Source organism: Pseudocitrobacter sp. 73 (genome assembly GCF_008369545.1).
GTDB classification, from domain to species: domain Bacteria; phylum Pseudomonadota; class Gammaproteobacteria; order Enterobacterales; family Enterobacteriaceae; genus Pseudocitrobacter; species Pseudocitrobacter vendiensis.
The window spans coordinates 62593-81390 of the sequence record NZ_VTZO01000002.1 but is presented as its reverse complement, the minus strand read 5'-3'; the positions used below and the strand labels follow the sequence as shown (position 1 = coordinate 81390).

The 18798-nt window shown below is 53.4% G+C and carries 19 protein-coding genes; 8 read left to right on the top strand and 11 right to left on the bottom strand.

Annotation, left to right across the window (positions count from 1 at the left end; genetic code table 11):
- Window positions 1-34 precede the first annotated feature (34 nt).
- Together tyrA and aroF are read right to left on the bottom strand one after the other, a co-directional pair.
- On the bottom strand, window positions 35-1156 hold the full coding sequence (tyrA, locus tag F0Q32_RS01905; protein WP_149461733.1) for a bifunctional chorismate mutase/prephenate dehydrogenase: 1122 nt from the start codon (window positions 1154-1156) through the stop codon (window positions 35-37).
- 9 nt (window positions 1157-1165) lie between these two features.
- Complete coding sequence (aroF, locus tag F0Q32_RS01900) at window positions 1166-2236, bottom strand: 3-deoxy-7-phosphoheptulonate synthase AroF (RefSeq protein ID WP_149461732.1); 1071 nt, start codon at window positions 2234-2236, stop codon at window positions 1166-1168.
- 436 nt (window positions 2237-2672) lie between these two features.
- Between aroF and F0Q32_RS01895 the strand changes: the two genes are divergently transcribed.
- The 3 genes from F0Q32_RS01895 to F0Q32_RS01885 are packed head-to-tail and all read left to right on the top strand — an operon-like array spanning window position 2673 to window position 4954.
- Window positions 2673-3242: a YfiR family protein gene (locus F0Q32_RS01895; RefSeq protein ID WP_149461731.1), complete on the top strand. Its 570-nt coding sequence runs from the start codon at window positions 2673-2675 to the stop codon at window positions 3240-3242.
- Complete coding sequence (gene dgcN / locus F0Q32_RS01890; RefSeq protein WP_015963364.1) at window positions 3235-4455, top strand: diguanylate cyclase DgcN; 1221 nt, start codon at window positions 3235-3237, stop codon at window positions 4453-4455. The genes F0Q32_RS01895 and dgcN overlap by 8 nt, the downstream gene beginning before the upstream one ends.
- A gap of 16 nt (window positions 4456-4471) precedes the next feature.
- The gene (locus F0Q32_RS01885) at window positions 4472-4954 is read left to right on the top strand and encodes an OmpA family protein (RefSeq protein WP_149461730.1); all 483 of its coding nucleotides are present in this window, start codon (window positions 4472-4474) and stop codon (window positions 4952-4954) included.
- A 3-nt stretch (window positions 4955-4957) separates the two neighbouring features.
- Here F0Q32_RS01885 and F0Q32_RS01880 read toward each other — a convergent pair whose 3' ends face one another.
- The 7 genes from F0Q32_RS01880 to ffh form a co-directional block, all read right to left on the bottom strand.
- Entirely contained in the window at window positions 4958-6328 is a 1371-nt protein-coding gene (locus tag F0Q32_RS01880; RefSeq protein ID WP_149461729.1) for a PepSY domain-containing protein, read from the bottom strand.
- 57 nt (window positions 6329-6385) lie between these two features.
- Window positions 6386-6784, bottom strand: coding sequence for a DUF2946 domain-containing protein (locus tag F0Q32_RS01875; RefSeq protein ID WP_149461728.1), 399 nt, complete (start codon window positions 6782-6784; stop codon window positions 6386-6388).
- Between the two features lie 132 nt (window positions 6785-6916).
- Window positions 6917-7264, bottom strand: a complete 348-nt coding sequence (gene rplS / locus F0Q32_RS01870) for a 50S ribosomal protein L19 (protein WP_002914145.1) — start codon at window positions 7262-7264, stop codon at window positions 6917-6919.
- Window positions 7265-7308: 44 nt separating this feature from the next.
- A complete protein-coding gene (gene trmD, locus F0Q32_RS01865; RefSeq protein ID WP_015963360.1) occupies window positions 7309-8076 on the bottom strand; it encodes a tRNA (guanosine(37)-N1)-methyltransferase TrmD in 768 nt (255 codons plus the stop codon).
- 30 nt (window positions 8077-8106) lie between these two features.
- Window positions 8107-8655 (bottom strand): ribosome maturation factor RimM, encoded by a 549-nt coding sequence (rimM, locus tag F0Q32_RS01860; RefSeq protein WP_015963359.1) that lies wholly within the window; start codon window positions 8653-8655, stop codon window positions 8107-8109.
- 18 nt (window positions 8656-8673) lie between these two features.
- The gene (rpsP, locus tag F0Q32_RS01855; RefSeq protein WP_041686193.1) at window positions 8674-8922 is read right to left on the bottom strand and encodes a 30S ribosomal protein S16; all 249 of its coding nucleotides are present in this window, start codon (window positions 8920-8922) and stop codon (window positions 8674-8676) included.
- A 239-nt stretch (window positions 8923-9161) separates the two neighbouring features.
- Complete coding sequence (gene ffh / locus F0Q32_RS01850) at window positions 9162-10523, bottom strand: signal recognition particle protein (protein WP_149461727.1); 1362 nt, start codon at window positions 10521-10523, stop codon at window positions 9162-9164.
- A 213-nt stretch (window positions 10524-10736) separates the two neighbouring features.
- Between ffh and F0Q32_RS01845 the strand changes: the two genes are divergently transcribed.
- Together F0Q32_RS01845 and F0Q32_RS01840 are read left to right on the top strand one after the other, a co-directional pair.
- Window positions 10737-11528, top strand: coding sequence for an inner membrane protein YpjD (locus tag F0Q32_RS01845; protein WP_149461726.1), 792 nt, complete (start codon window positions 10737-10739; stop codon window positions 11526-11528).
- 20 nt (window positions 11529-11548) lie between these two features.
- Window positions 11549-12835, top strand: coding sequence for an HlyC/CorC family transporter (locus F0Q32_RS01840; RefSeq protein ID WP_149461725.1), 1287 nt, complete (start codon window positions 11549-11551; stop codon window positions 12833-12835).
- A gap of 30 nt (window positions 12836-12865) precedes the next feature.
- Here F0Q32_RS01840 and F0Q32_RS01835 read toward each other — a convergent pair whose 3' ends face one another.
- Both F0Q32_RS01835 and grpE read right to left on the bottom strand, forming a co-directional pair.
- Complete coding sequence (locus tag F0Q32_RS01835; protein ID WP_149461724.1) at window positions 12866-14635, bottom strand: EAL domain-containing protein; 1770 nt, start codon at window positions 14633-14635, stop codon at window positions 12866-12868.
- A gap of 306 nt (window positions 14636-14941) precedes the next feature.
- Window positions 14942-15535 carry a nucleotide exchange factor GrpE gene (grpE, locus tag F0Q32_RS01830; protein ID WP_149461723.1) on the bottom strand — a complete coding sequence of 198 codons (594 nt, stop codon included), beginning with the start codon at window positions 15533-15535 and terminating at the stop codon, window positions 14942-14944.
- A gap of 123 nt (window positions 15536-15658) precedes the next feature.
- Between grpE and nadK the strand changes: the two genes are divergently transcribed.
- The 3 genes from nadK (at window position 15659) to bamE (ending at window position 18775) form a co-directional block, all read left to right on the top strand.
- A complete protein-coding gene (nadK, locus tag F0Q32_RS01825) occupies window positions 15659-16537 on the top strand; it encodes an NAD(+) kinase (protein WP_015963352.1) in 879 nt (292 codons plus the stop codon).
- Between the two features lie 85 nt (window positions 16538-16622).
- Window positions 16623-18284, top strand: a complete 1662-nt coding sequence (gene recN / locus F0Q32_RS01820) for a DNA repair protein RecN (protein ID WP_149461722.1) — start codon at window positions 16623-16625, stop codon at window positions 18282-18284.
- A gap of 149 nt (window positions 18285-18433) precedes the next feature.
- Window positions 18434-18775, top strand: coding sequence for an outer membrane protein assembly factor BamE (gene bamE, locus F0Q32_RS01815; protein ID WP_015963350.1), 342 nt, complete (start codon window positions 18434-18436; stop codon window positions 18773-18775).
- Window positions 18776-18798 lie beyond the last annotated feature (23 nt).

The window sequence follows — 18798 nt, the reverse complement described above, 5'->3', positions numbered from 1 at the left end:
ACAGAATTTATTGCCGCTATGTGTGACGACGCTCTTAGGCGCGACTGTCGTTGGCCTGGCGCAGCAGGGTGCGACTTTCACTCTGGAAGCGCTGTGCGTAATCACCAAACCAGTGCTCCACTTTGCGGAAGCTGTCGATAAATGCCTGTTTATCACCCTGCTCCAGCAGGCTGATGGCCTCACCAAAACGTTGGTAGTAACGCTTAATCAGCGCCAGATTATTGCCGGAAGACATAATAATGTCGGCGTAAAGCTGCGGATCCTGGGCAAACAGTCGGCCAACCATCGCCAGTTCCAGGCGATAGATAGGCGAAGAGAGTGCCAGCAACTGTTCCAGTTGCACATTCTCTTCCGCCAGATGCAGGCCGTAAGCAAAGGTCGCGAAGTGGCGCAGCGCCTGAATAAAGGCCATGTTCTGATCATGCTCGACAGCGCTGATGCGATGCAGACGCGCCCCCCAAACCTGAATTTGCTCAAGGAACCACTGGTACGCTTCCGGCTGACGCCCGTCACAGTACACCACAACCTGTTTCGCCAGGCTGCCGCTGTCTGGCCCGAACATCGGGTGTAGACCGACAACCGGTCCCGGATGCGCTTCCAGCATCGCCTGTAACGGCCCGGCTTTCACCGACGCCAGGTCAACCAGAATGCAGTCGGCAGGCAACGGCGGCAGCTTCGCGATGATCTGCTCGGTGACATGAATCGGCACGCTGACGATCACCATGCCCGCACCGGCAACAATCTCCTGCGCGCGCGACCAGTCGTCGCGTTCGAGAATGCGAACCTGGTAGCCGGACAGATTAAGCATTTTTTCGAACAACCGCCCCATCTGCCCGCCACCGCCGACGATAACGACAGGGCGCAGCTCAGGATGCAGCGTTTTGAAGCCTTTGTCGTTTTCGCTGGAGTACGACTCACGCATCACGCGACGCAGGACATCTTCAATCAAATCGGGCGGAACGCCAATCGATGCGGCCTCTTCCCGACGCGAGGCAAGCATCGTCGCTTCACGCTCGGGAACATAAATCGGCAGGCCATATTTGCTTTTGACCTCGCCAACTTCAGCCACCAGTTCAAGGCGACGTGCCAGTAAACCCAGCAACGCCTTATCCACTTCATCAATTTGATCGCGCAGCGCGGTCAGTTCAGCAACCATACAATCCTCTTACGCCAGTCGTGCTGCCAGATGGCCACGTAAATCCTTGTCTAACTCACGCAGCAGCGCATCGGTGGTTTCCCAACTGATGCAGGCATCGGTCACCGAAACGCCGTACTTCATATCACCGCGCGGCTGTTCAGAAGACTGATTGCCTTCGTGAATGTTGCTTTCAATCATCAGGCCGATAATCGAACGGTTACCGTCTTTGATCTGAGCGACAACGGATTCCGCCACCGCAGGCTGACGGCGGTAGTCTTTATTGGAATTACCATGGCTGCAATCTACCATCAGCGACGGTTTCAGTCCCGCCTGTTCCATCTCTTTTTCGCACTGGGCAACATCTTCTGGCCCGTAGTTCGGCGATTTACCGCCGCGCAGAATCACATGACCATCCGGGTTACCCTGCGTTTGCAGTAAGCAAACCTGGCCGGCCTGATTGATCCCCACAAAACGGTGCGGCATGGCAGCCGCGCGCATGGCGTTAATCGCGGTCGCCAGTGAGCCATCGGTGCCGTTTTTAAAGCCTACCGGCATAGAAAGACCCGAGGCCATTTCACGGTGAGTTTGTGATTCGGTGGTACGCGCACCGATTGCAGACCAGCTAAACAGATCGCCCAGGTATTGCGGGCTGTTCGGGTCCAGCGCTTCTGTTGCCAGCGGCAGGCCCATGTTAACCAGTTCCACCAACAGACGACGCGCAATTTTCAGGCCGCCTTCCACATCAAACGAGCCGTCCATGTGCGGATCGTTGATCAGACCTTTCCAGCCAACGGTCGTACGTGGTTTTTCAAAATAGACGCGCATCACCAGGTAGAGGCTATCGCTGACCTCCTCGGCAAGGCTTTTAAATCGACGAGCATATTCGATGGCCGTTTCAGGGCAGTGAATCGAGCACGGGCCACAGACAACCAGCAGACGAGGATCGCGCCCGGCGATGATGTCAGAGATGGTTTTACGTGACTGCGCGATTTGCGCTTCCTGTTCAGCACTCAGCGGGAATTCCGCTTTCAGTTGTTCTGGGGTGATCAGAATTTGTTCATCGGTAATATGTACGTTATTCAGCGCGTCTTTTTGCATGGTGGCTTACCTGTATAGCTCGTTTGCGATAGTGGTTTCCTCGGTGAGGTGAAATAACAATATCATAAAAAGTAAAGATTTCAATCCAAATTCCGTAAATATTACTTTACACACACCTATATCAGGCAATTTTAACCATTTCATGCTGTAAACATATCATTACAACCAACACCTACTGATGTTAACCCTCTGATAACCGCGATCGTGGCGATAACTGGCTCACCCGCATGCCATGTCTGCTTAACATCTCTGTAATTGCAAACTGAGTGCCTGAAAAATCAATTAACTAAGAGATATCCTTACTTTTAATATATTTATTTCCAGGCATGTGATCGCCACCAAATCATTCATCTGAGATTTAACTTAACTAATACGTAATCCATTTCACGATCTAATGACGGGTCAGGTGAAAAATGATAGTCTGCACTGAGAAATTATGGACGCAGAAATCAAAGCTTTACGGCGGATTCCGATGAGCAACCCGGTCTTAAAACTTTTATACCCGCTTTTGCTGGTATTGATATTTTTTTCTCTTAGTAGATCTCTTTTTGCCACTGCACTAACTGATAGAGAGAAATCGGTGCGTTCAATGGTTTCCGGTATTATTAGTTACACCCGCTGGCCGCAGCCTCATCAACCGCCAACGCTCTGCATTTTTAGCACCGCGCGTTATCGCGATGCGTTGCGCGCAGCCGAGGAGCCGCCCGTTACCTATCACCCGGTAATGGTGCATTCCCGCCAGGATGTTCTTAGCGCTGGCTGTGCTGCTGTCTATTTTGGCTCGGAATCACCTGAACAACAGGTGGAATTACAAAATATGCTTAACGCGAGGCCAACATTATTAATTTCCGAACAAAACGCCGAATGTCGTATTGGCAGTTCCTTCTGTCTGCTATTCAATACCGATAAAGTGACATTCGCTGTAAACCTCGATTCCCTTTCTCGTAGCGGTGTCAGGGTCAATCCGGATGTTTTGATGCTCGCACGGAATAAGAATCATGAATAAGGACTATTCAACCCCACCGCGCCCAACGTTTAAGCGCACGCTCCGGCGTATTAGCGTCACCAGCGTATTTATTACCATGACGCTGATTTGGCTGCTATTGTGCGGCGCATCCATTGTGACGTTGAAGCAGTACGCGCAGAAAAATCTTGAGCTGACCGGTTCGACCATGAGTCATAGCCTGGAAGCTGCACTGGTCTTTAAGGACAATACCGCCGCCAATGAAACACTGGCGATGCTGGGCAAGCAGGGTCATTTCGCCACCGCAGAAGTGGTGAGCACCGGCAATAAGCGTTTTGCGTACTGGCATTACAATGCGTCTGCCGAGCGGGACACGCTGAACAGATTAGTCAGCCAATGGTTATTTCCTTTACCTGTCACGCAGCCCATCACTTACAACGGCCAGACCATTGGTGAGTTACGCTTAACGGCCCGCGACAGTTTGATCAGCCATTTTATCTGGTTATCACTTGGCGTCCTGACCGCCTGTATCGTCTTTGCATCAGCGGTTGCTCTGCTTATTACGCGCCATCTGCACGAAGGCGTGGTCACCGCCCTGCAAAGCATTACCGATGTGGTGCATGATGTGCGCACGAATCGTAACTTCTCTCGCCGCGTCAGCGCCGAACGCATTGATGAATTTCACCGTTTCGCCCTCGATTTCAACAGCCTGCTGGACGAAATGGAGGAGTGGCAGCTCAAGCTACAGGCCAAAAATGCCCAGCTCCTGCGCACCGCGCTGCATGATGCGCTGACCGGTCTGCCCAACCGCGCAGCGTTTCGTAGCCGCATTGCCTCGCTGATGGATAACCCGCAGATGAAAGCCAGCTCGGCGCTACTGTTCCTCGATGGCGACAACTTTAAACGCATCAATGATACCTGGGGCCACGCCGCAGGCGATTGCGTGTTGATCGACGCGGCGAAGCGGTTGATGGAGTTCAGCGGGAATCGCCATGCGGCGTATCGTCTGGGCGGCGATGAGTTTGCGGTTATTTTATCGGGTGTGAACAGCGAAGATGAAGTCCAGCGGATCTGCGCCGCGCTGTCGCAGCAGTTCATTCGCCCCTTTGATTTACGCAATGGGCATTATGTGCCGCTGTCACTGAGCGTCGGCTATGCCTTAACGTGGGAACATAATTCCGTCGAAGATTTACAGGAACTTGCCGATAAGAACATGTATGTCATGAAAAATCAGCGTTCCAAAAACTCATTATGAGAAGCAAGGAAAGAGAATGTTAAAGCGTTACATCGCCGCCGCGTTGCTATCGACCACTCTGCTGGCAGGCTGTCAGGCCCCGCAGGGGAAATTTACGCCAGAGCAGGTTGCCGCCATGAAATCATACGGTTTTAGCGAAACCAATGGAGACTGGTCACTCGGCCTCTCTGATACCATTCTGTTCGACAAAAACGATTTCCACCTGCGTGCTGATAGCCAGCAGCAAATCCACACCATGGCCGCACGCCTGGCATCAACCGGGATCACGCATTTGCGCATGGACGGACACACGGATAACTACGGGGAAGCGAGCTATAACGAAGCCCTTTCCCTGAAACGCGCCAACGCCGTAGCCGATAGCTGGGCAGAAGGCGCGCGCATCCCGCGCAGCAATCTGACCACTCAGGGGCTGGGGCAGAAATACCCGGTTGCCAGCAATAAAACCTCGCAAGGGCGCGCCGAAAACCGCCGCGTCGCGGTGGTGATCAGCGCCCCTTAAGGCTTATTGTACTGGCTGCGTTTGAGTCGCTCCCTGATGACTCCTCCAGCGCAGCCAGTCAATGACCACAAACAGCAACAGACTGACGCCCATCACCGGTAGCGCGAACCCAAACAGGACAGCAACCCCCAACGTCATAAGGCGACCGGCCCAGGATAACGCCAGCCAGCTCTGAGACAAGGTCTGAAGCGGATCTGCTACTGCCTGCGCCGGACGCTTGATCCACCAGAGTCGATATCCCATCAGGATCGCCACGCACAGCGCCAACCCGAAAGCGATCAACAGCAGTTGGTTAGGCAAACCCAATAAAATCCCCATATGGAAATCGACACCCCAGCGGGTCAGCTTCGCCATCAGTGGGAAATCAGCAAAACGCGTGCGGTCGAGGATCGCAAGCGATGTGCCATCTACCGCAACGGCATCCACCTGGGTCGGCCAACGACGGTCAATTTCCGTTACCGTCCAGGCGCGATCCTCACTGCGCGGCGGGCGAATCTCCAGTAAAGACGCATCAATACCCGCTCGCTGTGCCGCAGCCAGTACGGAATCAAACTTTTCTCCGGCGATAACCGGCAACGACATGCCAGGCATGGCCGCCATATGGCCTTTATGCTCCGCATGCGGGTCTGCCATTTCCATTTTGCCGTGCAGCTGCGTATTCACCTGCGGCGTCATCCAGCCGAATGCCGCGCGCATTTTATCGACGTTGCCACCCGCCCACTGTGACCAGGTCAGCCCGGTTGCGGAGAAGAGCAGCATCCCCGCCAGCAGTAGCCAGCCAAGCGTGACATGCACACGACGCGTGTTCTGGAAGCGGTTATTAACACGGCGTTTTGGTCGGGTAACGGCCCACAGCGCAATACCGCCCAGCGCCGCCACCCACATCCATGATGCCGCCAGCTCGCTGTAGAGTCGCCCCACATCACCCAACAGTAATGAACGGTGGGCGTAATCAATCCACTGACGCAGCGGCAATATACCGCTGGTGCCGTAGACGGTCATATCGCCCGTGACGGCCAGCGTCACCGGGTCGATAAAAATGGCACGGCTTTCAGACTCGCCGAGCGAAGGATCGGCGAACATCACGCGGGTGGTTTCCCCGGCAGTCAACGCCGGACGAACCGCATGCAGACGAAGTTCACCACCGGAGGCCTGCTGCGCAACCGCGATTTGATCGGCAAGCGGAAGGCGCCCGGCGCTCATCGTGCCGTGCAGTGCGTGCTGGTAGAGCCTATTTTCCAGCTGTGGCGTGGCGACATACAGCGTGCCGGTTAACGCCGCCACGAAGATAAACGGCCCAACAAACAGACCAATAAAAAAATGCAGGCGACGCAGCAGGTGTACCCATGCCGCCCGTGAGGTGCAGGTTGTCATACTTTTCCTTAATGCAGACGAAAAGAGTCGCGGCGCATTGACGCCATTTATTATTTTTTAACAGGAAAAAGCAGACAGGCCTGGCGGCGCGCGGGTATCAGGAAAGAGCCAGGGGAAATAGTGCCAGTGTTTAACCGCAGGCCGCGCCAGCCTGACACGGCAGCGCAACAGCAGCCCACACAGCAAAATAACCAGCGCCAGAATCAGCCCCGGCACATGCGCCAGTAAAACGCAGTAGCCGCAGGCTTCGGCATGGTCGACTGGCATACTCTGGGAAGAGGAGTGATGCTCTGCATCCATACTCATTGCATGGTGCATTCCAGGCATCGCGCTCATCGGATCTTTTTGCAGCGACACGGAGATAAGCGGGGCCACGATAATCAACGCAATAGCGAACAACGCGAACCAGGCCGCGTGCCGTTTTAGCGCTACACCATGAAACCGATTGCTGCTCACAATACCCTCCGATAAGGAGCGTGTATTGTAAATGAATTATCTCAAAACAGTTAACACGGAGTGCCAGGCGCGAAAAAAAAGGGCCAGCCTTTCGGCCAGCCCTTTTCTAACAGGATGTCGCTTACGCGAATCTTAGTTAAGACGCTCTTTGATACGAGCAGACTTACCAGTACGTTCACGCAGGTAGTACAGTTTAGCTTTACGCACAGCACCACGACGTTTAACAGCAATGCTGTCAACAACCGGAGAGTGAGTCTGGAAGACACGCTCAACGCCTTCGCCGTTGGAAATTTTGCGAACAGTGAATGCAGAGTGCAGACCGCGGTTACGAATAGCGATAACCACGCCCTCGAATGCCTGCAGACGTTTTTTGGAACCTTCAACAACCCATACTTTCACTTCCACGGTATCACCCGGACGGAAGGAAGGTACGTCCTGCTTCATCTGTTCTTGTTCAAGTTGCTTAATAATGTTGCTCATAATTTAATCTCTTATCCTGGGTAAACTGATATATCGGGCGCGTATTACGCTTGCCCATCATGTTTATGTTGCTGTTGTGCGTGCTCCTTTTGGAACTCCGCCAGCAACCTTGCTTGCTCTTCAGTCAGAGCCAGGTTTTCCAGAAGTTCAGGTCTTCTAAGCCAGGAGCGGCCCAGCGACTGTTTCAAACGCCAGCGACGTATCTCGGCATGGTTCCCCGACAGCAATACTGGCGGTACTTCCATTCCTTCTAACACTTCAGGACGCGTATAGTGGGGGCAATCCAGCAACCCGTCAGCAAAGGAATCTTCCGTTGCCGATGCTTCGTGACCCAGTACACCCGGAATGAACCGGGAAACAGAGTCAATCAGCGTCATTGCCGGTAACTCACCACCGCTGAGAACGTAATCGCCGATTGACCATTCTTCATCAATTTCGGTCTGAATCACGCGCTCATCAATACCTTCGTAGCGACCACACACCAGAATCAGTTTCTGATTCGTTGCCAGTTCGCTGACGCCTGCTTGATCAAGCTTGCGTCCCTGAGGTGACAGATAAATCACCTTTGCGCCTTCACCTGCCGCGGCTTTTGCTGCATTGATGGCATCCCGTAAAGGTTGCACCATCATTAACATCCCCGGTCCGCCGCCGTAAGGACGATCGTCCACGGTACGGTGCCGGTCATGCGTGAAGTCACGAGGACTCCAGCTCTGGATGCTCAGCAGGCCATTTTTTACTGCCCGGCCAGTTACCCCGTAATCGGTAATTGCGCGGAACATTTCAGGAAACAGGCTAATTATGCCAATCCACATAGCGCCGTCTTTTACCGTTTATCCGGTGGTTTAAAAACCAGGATCCCAATCTACTTCGATTGAACGAGTAGCGAGATCGACTTTCTTGATAACCTGCCCATCGAGGAACGGAACCAACCGCTCCTTGATACCAAATGCATCTTTCAGGTTTGCCTTAATGACGAGAACGTCATTCGAACCGGTTTCCATCATATCGATGACTTTACCGAGATCGTAACCTTCGGTTGTGACTACCTGGCAGCCCATCAGGTCTTTCCAGTAGTAATCACCCTCTTCCAGTTTCGGCAACTGCGATGAATCGACGATAATTTCGCAATTAGTCAGCAGATTCGCAGTATCGCGATCATCAACGCCTTTCAGCTTAATGATGATGTCCTGATTGTGGTGGCGCCAGCTTTCCAGCTCAACAACCTGCCACTGACCCGCCTTCTGGATTAACCAGGGCTGATAGTCAAAAATGCTTTCGGCGTCTTCGGTGGAGGAAAACACTCTGAGCCAACCACGGATACCGTAGGAAGAACCCATTTTGCCCAATACGATGGGATCAACAGGTGCCTGTGCGGTGAGTTGCTTGCTCATCATGACCACCGTGACAGATTAAGCTGCTTTTTTAGCTTCTTTGATCAGCGCAGATACGCGATCAGAGATAGTTGCGCCCTGGCCAACCCAGTGCTCGATGCGATCCAGATCCAGGCGAGTGCCTTCTTCTTTTTCGCTAGCGATCGGGTTGAAGAAACCAACGCGCTCGATGAAGCGACCGTTACGTGCATTACGGCTGTCAGTCACAACAACCTGGTAGAACGGACGCTTTTTAGCGCCGTGACGAGCTAAACGAATAGTTACCATAACATCCTCTTGTGTGAATAGAACAACCGGGCCCCATCGAGGGAAGGGGCCCGGTGTCATATTAAAAGCCCGAAAATTTTACTCATTTTTGGGCAAAAATCAATTCAAAACTACAATACGCTAGATAATTCGAGTTGCAGGAAGGCGGCAAGTTAGCAAATCCCCGGGAGCGTACATTAGTACGTGACCGGGGTGAGCGAACGCAGCCAACGCATCTGCGGCTCGAATTATGACGCGTATTAGCGGCCTGGGAAGCCTGGGGGCATCATCCCTTTCATCCCGCGCATCATCTTCGCCATGCCGCCTTTCTTCATTTTCTTCATCATGCGCTGCATGTCGTCGAACTGTTTCAGAAGGCGGTTGACGTCCTGAACCTGCATACCGCAACCGGCAGCAATACGGCGTTTACGGGAACCTTTAATGATTTCCGGCTTCGCGCGCTCTTTCAGGGTCATGGAGTTGATGATGGCTTCCATACGCACCAGCACTTTGTCATCCATCTGCGCTTTTACGTTGTCAGGGATCTGGCCCATGCCCGGCAGTTTGCCCATCAGGCTGGCCATGCCGCCCATGTTTTTCATCTGGCGCAGCTGTTCCAGGAAGTCGGTCAGGTCGAAGCCGTCGCCTTTTTTCAGTTTGGAGGCCAGTTTCTCAGCCTGCGCGCGGTCAACCTTGCTTTCGATATCTTCGATAAGCGACAGCACGTCGCCCATGCCGAGGATACGGGAAGCGATACGATCCGGGTGGAACGGCTCCAGCGCTTCGGTTTTCTCGCCGACACCGAGGAATTTAATCGGTTTGCCGGTGATGTGACGAATAGAGAGCGCCGCACCGCCACGAGCGTCACCGTCGACTTTGGTCAGCACCACGCCGGTCAGCGGCAGCGCTTCGTTGAAGGCCTTCGCGGTATTTGCGGCATCCTGACCGGTCATGGCATCGACAACAAACAGGGTTTCAACCGGATTAATCGCGGCATGCACCTGTTTGATTTCGTCCATCATCGCTTCGTCTACGTGCAGACGACCGGCGGTATCCACCAGCAGCACGTCGTAGAATTTCAGCTTCGCTTCTTTCAGTGCGCCATTAACAATGTCGATAGGTTTCTGGCCGACATCAGACGGGAAGAAATCCACACCAACCTGTTCAGCAAGTGTTTCAAGCTGTTTGATCGCCGCCGGGCGATAAACGTCGGCGGACACCACCAGCACTTTCTTTTTGTGCTTCTCGCGCAGGAATTTACCGAGCTTACCGACGCTGGTTGTTTTACCGGCACCCTGCAAACCCGCCATCAGCACTACAGCTGGCGGCTGTGCGGCCAGATTCAGCGTCTGGTTCTCTTCACCCATCGCCGAAACCAGTTCGTTACGGACGATTTTGACGAACTCCTGACCCGGCGTCAGGCTTTTGTTAACTTCATGACCAACCGCTTTCTCTTTTACGCGGTTGATAAACTCACGCACCACCGGCAACGCGACGTCAGCTTCCAGCAGCGCCATGCGCACTTCGCGCAGCGTCTCTTTAACGTTGTCTTCGGTGAGGCGGCCACGGCCGCTGATGTTACGCAGCGTCTGTGACAAACGATCGGTTAAATTATCAAACATTGTCTCTCGCCTAAGGTGGAAACGGTTGGTCGCTGTGCGACACAAAATTAGAAATTTGCCGGAGTATAACACGACAGCGCCCGAGTTGTGATGCCGCGGTTTAGCGCAAAGCGCCCGATGTTTTGCCCAACGCCCCGCGCCTTGATACAACTCGAATGATTTTGCGTATATACTGCCCTTCTTACACTCTATTGACGATTGCCGACACACTCTATGCCCGTTTTTGCCCTGCTCGCGCTTGTCGCCTACTCCATCAGCCTGGCGCTGATCATCCCCGGTTTGCTGCAAAAAAACAGCGGCTGGCGGCGTATGGCTATTCTTTCTGCCGTTATCGCGCTGATCTGCCACGCTTTCGCGCTGGAAGCACGCATTTTACCCGGCGGCGAGAATGGTCAAAATCTGAGCCTGCTCAATGTGGGGTCGCTGGTCAGTTTGATGATTTGTACGGTGATGACAATTGTCGCCTCACGCAATCGCGGCTGGCTGCTGCTGCCGATTGTGTACGCTTTTGCGTTAATTAATCTGGCGTTTGCGACCTTTGTCCCAAATGAATACATCACCCATCTGGAGGCCACGCCGGGCATGATGGTGCATATCGGCCTGTCGTTGTTCGCCTATGCGACGCTGATTATCGCCGCGCTATACGCCCTTCAACTCGCGTGGATTGACTACCAGTTGAAAAACAAAAAGCTGGCCTTCAGCCACGAAATGCCGCCGCTGATGAGCATTGAACGTAAAATGTTTCATATCACGCAGGTAGGCGTGGTGTTGCTTACACTGACCCTGTGCACCGGCCTGTTTTACATGCATAACCTCTTTAGCATGGAAAACATCGACAAAGCCGTGCTCTCTATCGTGGCCTGGTTTGTCTACATCGTGCTGCTGTGGGGCCACTATCATGAAGGATGGCGTGGACGCCGCGTCGTGTGGTTTAACGTCGCTGGCGCGGGCATTCTGACCATGGCCTATTTCGGTAGCCGGGTCATTCAACAGCTTGTCGGCTAGACACAACTAAGGAACACCTTTTGGAACATATCTCCACCACCACACTGATCGTCACACTGATCATTATGGTGGTCATCTCCGCCTATTTCTCCGGTTCGGAGACAGGCATGATGACGCTCAACCGCTATCGTCTGCGCCATCTTGCCAAGCAAGGCAATCGCCAGGCGAAGCGCGTTGAAAAACTGCTGCGTAAGCCAGATCGCTTAATTAGCCTGGTGCTGATTGGCAATAACCTGGTCAACATTCTGGCCTCCGCGCTGGGCACCATTGTCGGGATGCGTCTTTATGGCGATGCGGGCGTGGCGATTGCCACCGGTGTCCTGACTTTTGTGGTACTGGTATTTGCTGAAGTATTGCCAAAAACCATTGCCGCGCTCTACCCGGAGAAAGTGGCCTACCCCAGCAGTGTCCTGCTCGCCCCGTTACAAATTCTGATGATGCCGCTGGTGTGGCTGCTCAATATGATCACCCGCCTGCTGATGCGCATGATGGGGATAAAAACCGACACCGTGATGAGCAGCTCGTTGAGCAAAGATGAACTGCGTACTCTGGTGAATGAATCACGATCGCAAATCTCGCGCCGCAATCAGGACATGTTGCTGTCGGTACTGGATCTCGAAAAAGTGAGCGTCGATGACATTATGGTGCCGCGCAATGAAATCGTCGGTATCGACATCAACGATGACTGGAAGTCGATTGTTCGTCAGCTCACCCATTCTCCACACGGACGCATCGTGCTGTATCGCGACTCGCTGGACGATGCCATCAGCATGCTGCGCGTGCGCGAAGCCTGGCGCTTAATGCAGGAGAAAAAAGAGTTCACTAAAGAGGTGATGCTGCGCGCCGCCGATGAAATTTACTATGTGCCGGAAGGCACGCCGCTCAGCGTTCAACTGGTAAAATTCCAGCGTAATAAAAAGAAAGTCGGCCTGGTGGTTGATGAATATGGCGATATTCAGGGGCTGGTAACGGTCGAAGATATTCTCGAAGAGATTGTCGGCGACTTCACCACATCGATGTCCCCCACCCTGGCGGAAGAAGTGACGCCGCAGAATGACGGCTCGGTCATCATTGAAGGCAGCGCCAACGTCCGTGAACTCAACAAAGCCTTTAACTGGCATATGCCGGAAGACGAAGCGCGTACCATTAACGGCATGATCCTCGAAGCGCTGGAAGAGATCCCGGCGGCCGGTACTCGCGTGCGCATTGACCAGTACGATATTGATATTCTCGACGTACAGGACAACATGATCAAACAGGTCAAGGTAATGCCAGTGAAGCCCCTGCGAGAGAGCGTCCAGTCCTGATAACATTATAACGGCCCCTCGGGGCCGTTGTTACATCCACTTCTCCAGCCACGCTTCCAGTTGTGCCGCCGTTTTAGGACGCGCAAAGAAATAGCCCTGCGCTTCATCGCAGGCATAGTCACTGATAATCCGCGCGGTAGATTCATCTTCCACCCCTTCCGCCAGCACCCGGTAACCCAGCTCTTTCAGCATGCGAATAACGTTACGCACAATGACGCGTCGCGAAGGCTCTTTGAGTAGATCGTCAATCAGTGATTTATCCAGCTTGATCGTATCGAGCGGAATACGCAGCAGATAATTGAGGTTGCTGTAACCCGCGCCAAAATCATCCAGTGAGACCGTAAAACCATACTTACGCAGCAAACGTAACTCTTCCAGCACCTGAGAACTGGCCAACAGTTTTTCCGTTTCCAGACATTCAACACCCAGCATGCTGTTCATCAACCCAGCCTGTGTCATTTTCTCCAGCAAGCGCCGGGTAAAGTTTTCGCGCTTGAGATCCAGCACGCTGATGTTAATCGAGGCAGGTAATGTAATATCTTTCCTTTTCCACTCAGCCAGTTGGCTAATAGCGTGATCAATGACCCAATCGGTGAGCTCAACCATCAGGCTGGTGTTCTCAATTAGCGGCAGAAAACTTCCTGGGGGAATAATCCCGCGCTCCGAGTGATTCCAGCGGATCAGAGCCTCAAGCGCGACGGGGTGCCCGGAAGGAAGCGACACCTTCGGTTGCCAGACCAGATAGAGCCCGCGATCTTTACGAATAGCCTCGGTCAGGTCGTTGAGCAGATAAAAGTCTTCGTTACGACGGCAATCGTCGTCCTGATTATAAATACCCCAACGTAGCCGGTTGTGCCGGGCTTCATACAGCGCGCTCTCAGCCTGGCGCAGAATTTCATGTCCGGAACAGATAGGCAATGTAATCGCCGTTTCGCCGACATAAATCTTTAAATCAATAGTGACAGCATCAGAGAGATGCGCCTGCAGGGCCATTAACTGCTGTTCACGACGCTGGCGATCGGACGGTGTGAGTGGTTTTGAATAGAGTGCAAAGCGCCCGGCACTCAGCATATACAGCTTTTCGCACCGCGAAAGTTGCAACACCCGCAGCAGCGCCTGACTAATATCCCTCACCAGCGTGTTAAGCCGACTGGTGCCCATCACCCGGGCGATATCATCAGATTGCGTCACACCAATGCACTCAATCACCATCAACGAATTGCCGGGGCACTCTTCCGCAAACGATTCATCCTGCAAATCATTGATCAACTGATGCATGTTTGGCAGGCCACTATTGAGATCGGTCAACGCGACATCCAGCCATGACTCAATAAAGCTGGAAACCAGTTCTGCAATGAAGGTCAATGAGGTCAACTCTTCGCAGGTTAAATCGCGAGGAACCGTATCGACCACGCAATAGGTTCCCATTGTGCAGCCATTTTTAAAGGTCAGCGGCATCCCCGCGTAAAAGCGTAACCCAGGGTCGCCCACCACCATTGGGTGCTCACAAAAACGTGCATCCTGCAGCGTATCGGGGACAATGACCGGCTTTTGGGTATCTACAACATACTGGCAGAATGTGAACTGTCTTGGCTTCGGTGCCATCGAAATCTGATGCGATACAATCACATTGCGCGTCTTGTCATCCAGCACAGAAATGTAACCCGCTGGCATATGGAAAAGTGATGTGGTGAGTTGCAAGAAATGACGAAGAACATCGTCGCGCGTTTTATCCTGACGTACTAAAACCCCCACCTCATCGGGGGGAAGTGCTCGGGTCTTTACATCCGACTCCAGCATAAATGTCCCTCTTCATGTGAGCCTGTGAAGAGGCAGTATAAAACGCCCGCAACGGCGGACAAATATCAGGCCTAAGCCTTCGAAAGTAAAAAGCCCTCACGAGGAGGGCTTGAGACTGGCGACAAACGCAACATTGCCTGATGCGCTACGCTTATCAGGCCTACCTGGTTTCTGCAATATATTGAATTTGCATTATTTTGTAGGCTGGATAAGGCGTTTACGCCGCATCTGGCAAGAACAAATCGCACTTTGTCATCAATCTGAAGCCCTCATGAAGAGGGCTTCTGGAACAGGGCAACTGGGCGGTTACGCTTTCGCTTTCGCGACGGAAACCATCGCTGCGCGGATGGTACGTCCGTTCAGCGTATAGCCTTTCTGCATTACCATCAGTACGTTACCCGGCGCGATGTCTTCAGATTCCACCATCGCAATCGCCTGGTGTACGTTCGGGTCCATCGGCACGTCGATCGCATCAACGACCTGAACGCCGAATTTACCCACCACGTCGAGCATGGATTTACGGGTCAATTCGATACCTTCGATCATCGCCGCCATATCGGTATTGTCTTTGTTCGCTACTTCCAGCGCGCGGTCCAGGCTATCCAGTACCGGCAGCAGTTCGTTGACGAATTTTTCCAGCGCAAATTTGTGCGCCTTTTCGATGTCGAGTTCAGTACGGCGACGCAGGTTTTCCATTTCCGCTTTGATACGCAACACACCGTCACGCTCACGTGTCTGGGATTCCGCTAACTGTGCTTCCAGATTCGCAATTTTTTCATCGCGCGGATCCACCTGCTCAGCAGACGCGTCAGACTCTACAGCTTCAACGTCATCATGCTGTTCCGTGATAATTTCTTCCGGGGCTTGCCCCTCAGGCGTTTTCTGTTCTTTACTGCTCATGAATTTCTCCGCGTTTTTTTTCGCAATCATCTCGCTAACTTGGCTTATTATGGGGATAAGATTCCGCGTTTCAAGGGAAGCTCTCACATTGTCATCAATCTTCGGCACAAGGACCTTCAGAAAATGAACAATCATTTCAAGTGCATCGGTATCGTAGGGCACCCTCGCCATCCGACCGCCCTGACCACTCATGAAATGCTCTATCGCTGGCTGAGCACCAAAGGCTACGAAGTGATTGTTGAACGCCAGATTGCTAAAGAGCTGAAGCTAGAGAACGTACAAACCGGCACGCTGGCAGAAATTGGCCAGAAGGCCTGTCTTGCGGTGGTCGTGGGCGGCGATGGCAATATGCTGGGCGCGGCGCGCACCCTGGCACGCTACGATATTAAAGTGATCGGTATTAACCGTGGCAACCTCGGCTTCCTGACCGACCTCGACCCGGACAACGCCCATCAACAATTAGCCGACGTACTGGAAGGCAATTACATCACCGAGAAACGTTTCCTGCTGGAAGCGCAGGTATGCCAGCAGGATTGCCAGAAGCGCATCAGCACCGCCATTAATGAAGTGGTTCTGCATCCGGGCAAAGTGGCGCATATGATTGAGTTCGAGGTGTATATTGATGAAACCTTTGCCTTCTCGCAGCGCTCCGATGGCCTGATTATCTCGACGCCGACCGGTTCTACCGCCTACTCCCTTTCGGCAGGCGGCCCAATTCTGACGCCATCGCTGGATGCCATCACCCTGGTGCCCATGTTCCCGCACACGCTCTCGGCGCGTCCGCTGGTGATTAACAGCAGCAGCACCATCCGACTGCGTTTCTCGCATCGCCGTAATGACCTGGAGATCAGCTGTGACAGCCAGATTGCCTTGCCGATTCAGGAAGGGGAAGATGTATTGATTCGTCGCAGTGATTATCACCTGAATCTGATACACCCGAAAGATTACAGCTATTTCAATACATTAAGCACCAAGCTCGGCTGGTCAAAAAAATTGTTTTAAATTTGCCAACAGCACTTTACTGTATAAAAAACCAGTTTATACTGTATGAAAACACAGTTATGGTTTTTCATACAGGAAAGCAGCTATGTTGGCACAACTGACCATCAGCAACTTTGCAATCGTTCGTGAACTTGAAATCGACTTTAACGGCGGCATGACGGCCATCACCGGTGAAACCGGGGCCGGTAAATCTATTGCTATCGATGCCCTCGGTCTGTGCCTGGGTGGCCGCGCGGAAGGCGACATGGTGCGTGCGGGTGCCAGCCGTGCCGACCTCTGTGCTCGCTTTGCCCTGAAAGACACGCCCGCCGCGTTGCGCTGGCTTGAAGAAAACCAGCTTGAAGATGGCCGCGAATGTCTGCTACGCCGCGTCATCAGCAGCGACGGGCGCTCACGTGGCTTTATCAATGGCACCGCCGTTCCGCTGTCGCAGCTTCGCGAACTGGGCCAGTTGCTGATTCAAATCCATGGTCAGCACGCGCACCAGCTTCTGGTCAAACCCGAACATCAGAAAACCCTGCTCGACGGCTATGCCGGCGAATCCACCCTTACGCGCCAGATGGCTGAGCATTATCATCTGTGGCATCAAAGCTGCCGCGATTTAGCGCAGCATCAGCAGCAAAGTCAGGAACGCGCCGCGCGCGCCGAACTGCTGCATTATCAGCTTAAAGAACTTATCGAGTTCAACCCGCAGCCGGGCGAATACGAGCAAATCGACGAAGAGTACAAGCGTCTGGCGAACAGTGGGCAACTGCTCTCCACCAGCCAGCATGCGCTGGCGCTGCTGGCTGACGGTGAAGACGCCAACCTGCTAAGCCAGCTCTACACTGCAAAACAGCTCACCACTGAGCTGGTCGGCATGGACAACAAACTCGCCAGCGTACTCGATATGCTGGAAGAAGCGTCCATTCAGCTAAGCGAAGCCAGCGATGAGCTGCGTCACTACTGTGACCGCCTCGATCTCGACCCGAATCGCCTGTATGAACTGGAACAACGCCTGTCGCGGCAAATCGCGCTGGCGCGTAAACACCATATTTCACCCGAAGCGCTGCCCGACTTCTATCAGTCGCTGCTTGATGAGCAGCAGCAGCTTGACGATCAAAGCGACTCGCTGGAAACCCTGAAACACGCGGTATCACGCCACCACGAACTGGCGCTGGAAACCGCGCGTCAGCTTCATACTTTGCGCCTCAACAGCGCACAGGAACTGGCGGGGCTTATTACCGACAGCATGCATGCGCTCTCTATGCCGCACGGCATCTTTACCATCGACGTCAGCTTTGAAGAACAGCACCTCACGGCCGACGGCGCAGACCGCATTGAGTTTCGCGTCACCACCAACCCGGGCCAGCCGCTCCAGCCTATTGCTAAAGTGGCCTCCGGCGGTGAGTTGTCGCGTATCGCGCTGGCTATTCAGGTGATTACCGCGCGTAAAATGGAAACCCCGGCGCTCATCTTCGATGAAGTGGACGTGGGTATCAGCGGCCCGACCGCCGCCGTTGTCGGGCGCTTGCTGCGTCAGCTTGGCGAATCCACGCAGGTCATGTGTGTCACTCACTTGCCGCAGGTGGCCGGTTGTGGTCATCACCACTTCTTTGTCAGCAAAGAAACCGACGGTGAAATGACTGAAACGCACATGCAGCCGCTGGATAAACGCGCGCGGTTGCAGGAGCTGGCACGCCTGCTCGGCGGCAGCGAAGTCACGCGAAACACGCTGGCAAACGCGAAAGAGTTGCTGGCAGCGTAAACTTTTTCGTATCCCAGGAGTCTGAGTTCAAAATAAAAACGCCGTGTGACCTGGCAGCAAAAGGTTTTAAACTGACGTCAGGTCTATTATCATCGGCATATTACATATGAGCCGCGTACTGCTCGGGCCCGAAAAGGAATGAAATCACTATGCGCTGTAAAACGCTGACTGCTGCCGCAGCGGTTCTTCTGATGTTGACCGCAGGCTGTTCCACTCTGGAGCGAGTGGTATACCGTCCTGACATCAATCAGGGAAACTATCTGGCACCTAACGATATTTCAAAAATCCGCATCGGCATGACCCAACAACAGGTCGCTTATGCATTAGGTACGCCTATGATGTCCGATCCATTCGGCACTAATACCTGGTTCTACGTGTTCCGCCAGCAGCCTGGTCATGAAAAAGTGACGCAGCAGACGCTGACACTCACCTTCAATAGCAGCGGTGTGCTGACCAACATTGATAACAAACCTGCGCTGACCGGCGAGTAAGTTCAGGCAATAAAAAAGCGCTC

Coding starts and splice junctions, on each gene's coding strand:
- ffh (WP_149461727.1), bottom strand. CDS start 10,523: ATGTTTGATAATTTAACCGATCGTTTGTCACAGACGCTGCGTAACATC.
- grpE (WP_149461723.1), bottom strand. CDS start 15,535: ATGAGCAGTAAAGAACAGAAAACGCCTGAGGGGCAAGCCCCGGAAGAA.
- tyrA (WP_149461733.1), bottom strand. CDS start 1,156: ATGGTTGCTGAACTGACCGCGCTGCGCGATCAAATTGATGAAGTGGAT.
- aroF (WP_149461732.1), bottom strand. CDS start 2,236: ATGCAAAAAGACGCGCTGAATAACGTACATATTACCGATGAACAAATT.
- F0Q32_RS01880 (WP_149461729.1), bottom strand. CDS start 6,328: ATGACAACCTGCACCTCACGGGCGGCATGGGTACACCTGCTGCGTCGC.
- rimM (WP_015963359.1), bottom strand. CDS start 8,655: ATGAGCAAGCAACTCACCGCACAGGCACCTGTTGATCCCATCGTATTG.
- F0Q32_RS01845 (WP_149461726.1), top strand. CDS start 10,737: ATGCCCGTTTTTGCCCTGCTCGCGCTTGTCGCCTACTCCATCAGCCTG.
- rpsP (WP_041686193.1), bottom strand. CDS start 8,922: ATGGTAACTATTCGTTTAGCTCGTCACGGCGCTAAAAAGCGTCCGTTC.
- dgcN (WP_015963364.1), top strand. CDS start 3,235: ATGAATAAGGACTATTCAACCCCACCGCGCCCAACGTTTAAGCGCACG.
- trmD (WP_015963360.1), bottom strand. CDS start 8,076: ATGTGGATTGGCATAATTAGCCTGTTTCCTGAAATGTTCCGCGCAATT.
- F0Q32_RS01895 (WP_149461731.1), top strand. CDS start 2,673: ATGGACGCAGAAATCAAAGCTTTACGGCGGATTCCGATGAGCAACCCG.
- recN (WP_149461722.1), top strand. CDS start 16,623: ATGTTGGCACAACTGACCATCAGCAACTTTGCAATCGTTCGTGAACTT.
- rplS (WP_002914145.1), bottom strand. CDS start 7,264: ATGAGCAACATTATTAAGCAACTTGAACAAGAACAGATGAAGCAGGAC.
- nadK (WP_015963352.1), top strand. CDS start 15,659: ATGAACAATCATTTCAAGTGCATCGGTATCGTAGGGCACCCTCGCCAT.
- bamE (WP_015963350.1), top strand. CDS start 18,434: ATGCGCTGTAAAACGCTGACTGCTGCCGCAGCGGTTCTTCTGATGTTG.
- F0Q32_RS01885 (WP_149461730.1), top strand. CDS start 4,472: ATGTTAAAGCGTTACATCGCCGCCGCGTTGCTATCGACCACTCTGCTG.
- F0Q32_RS01835 (WP_149461724.1), bottom strand. CDS start 14,635: ATGCTGGAGTCGGATGTAAAGACCCGAGCACTTCCCCCCGATGAGGTG.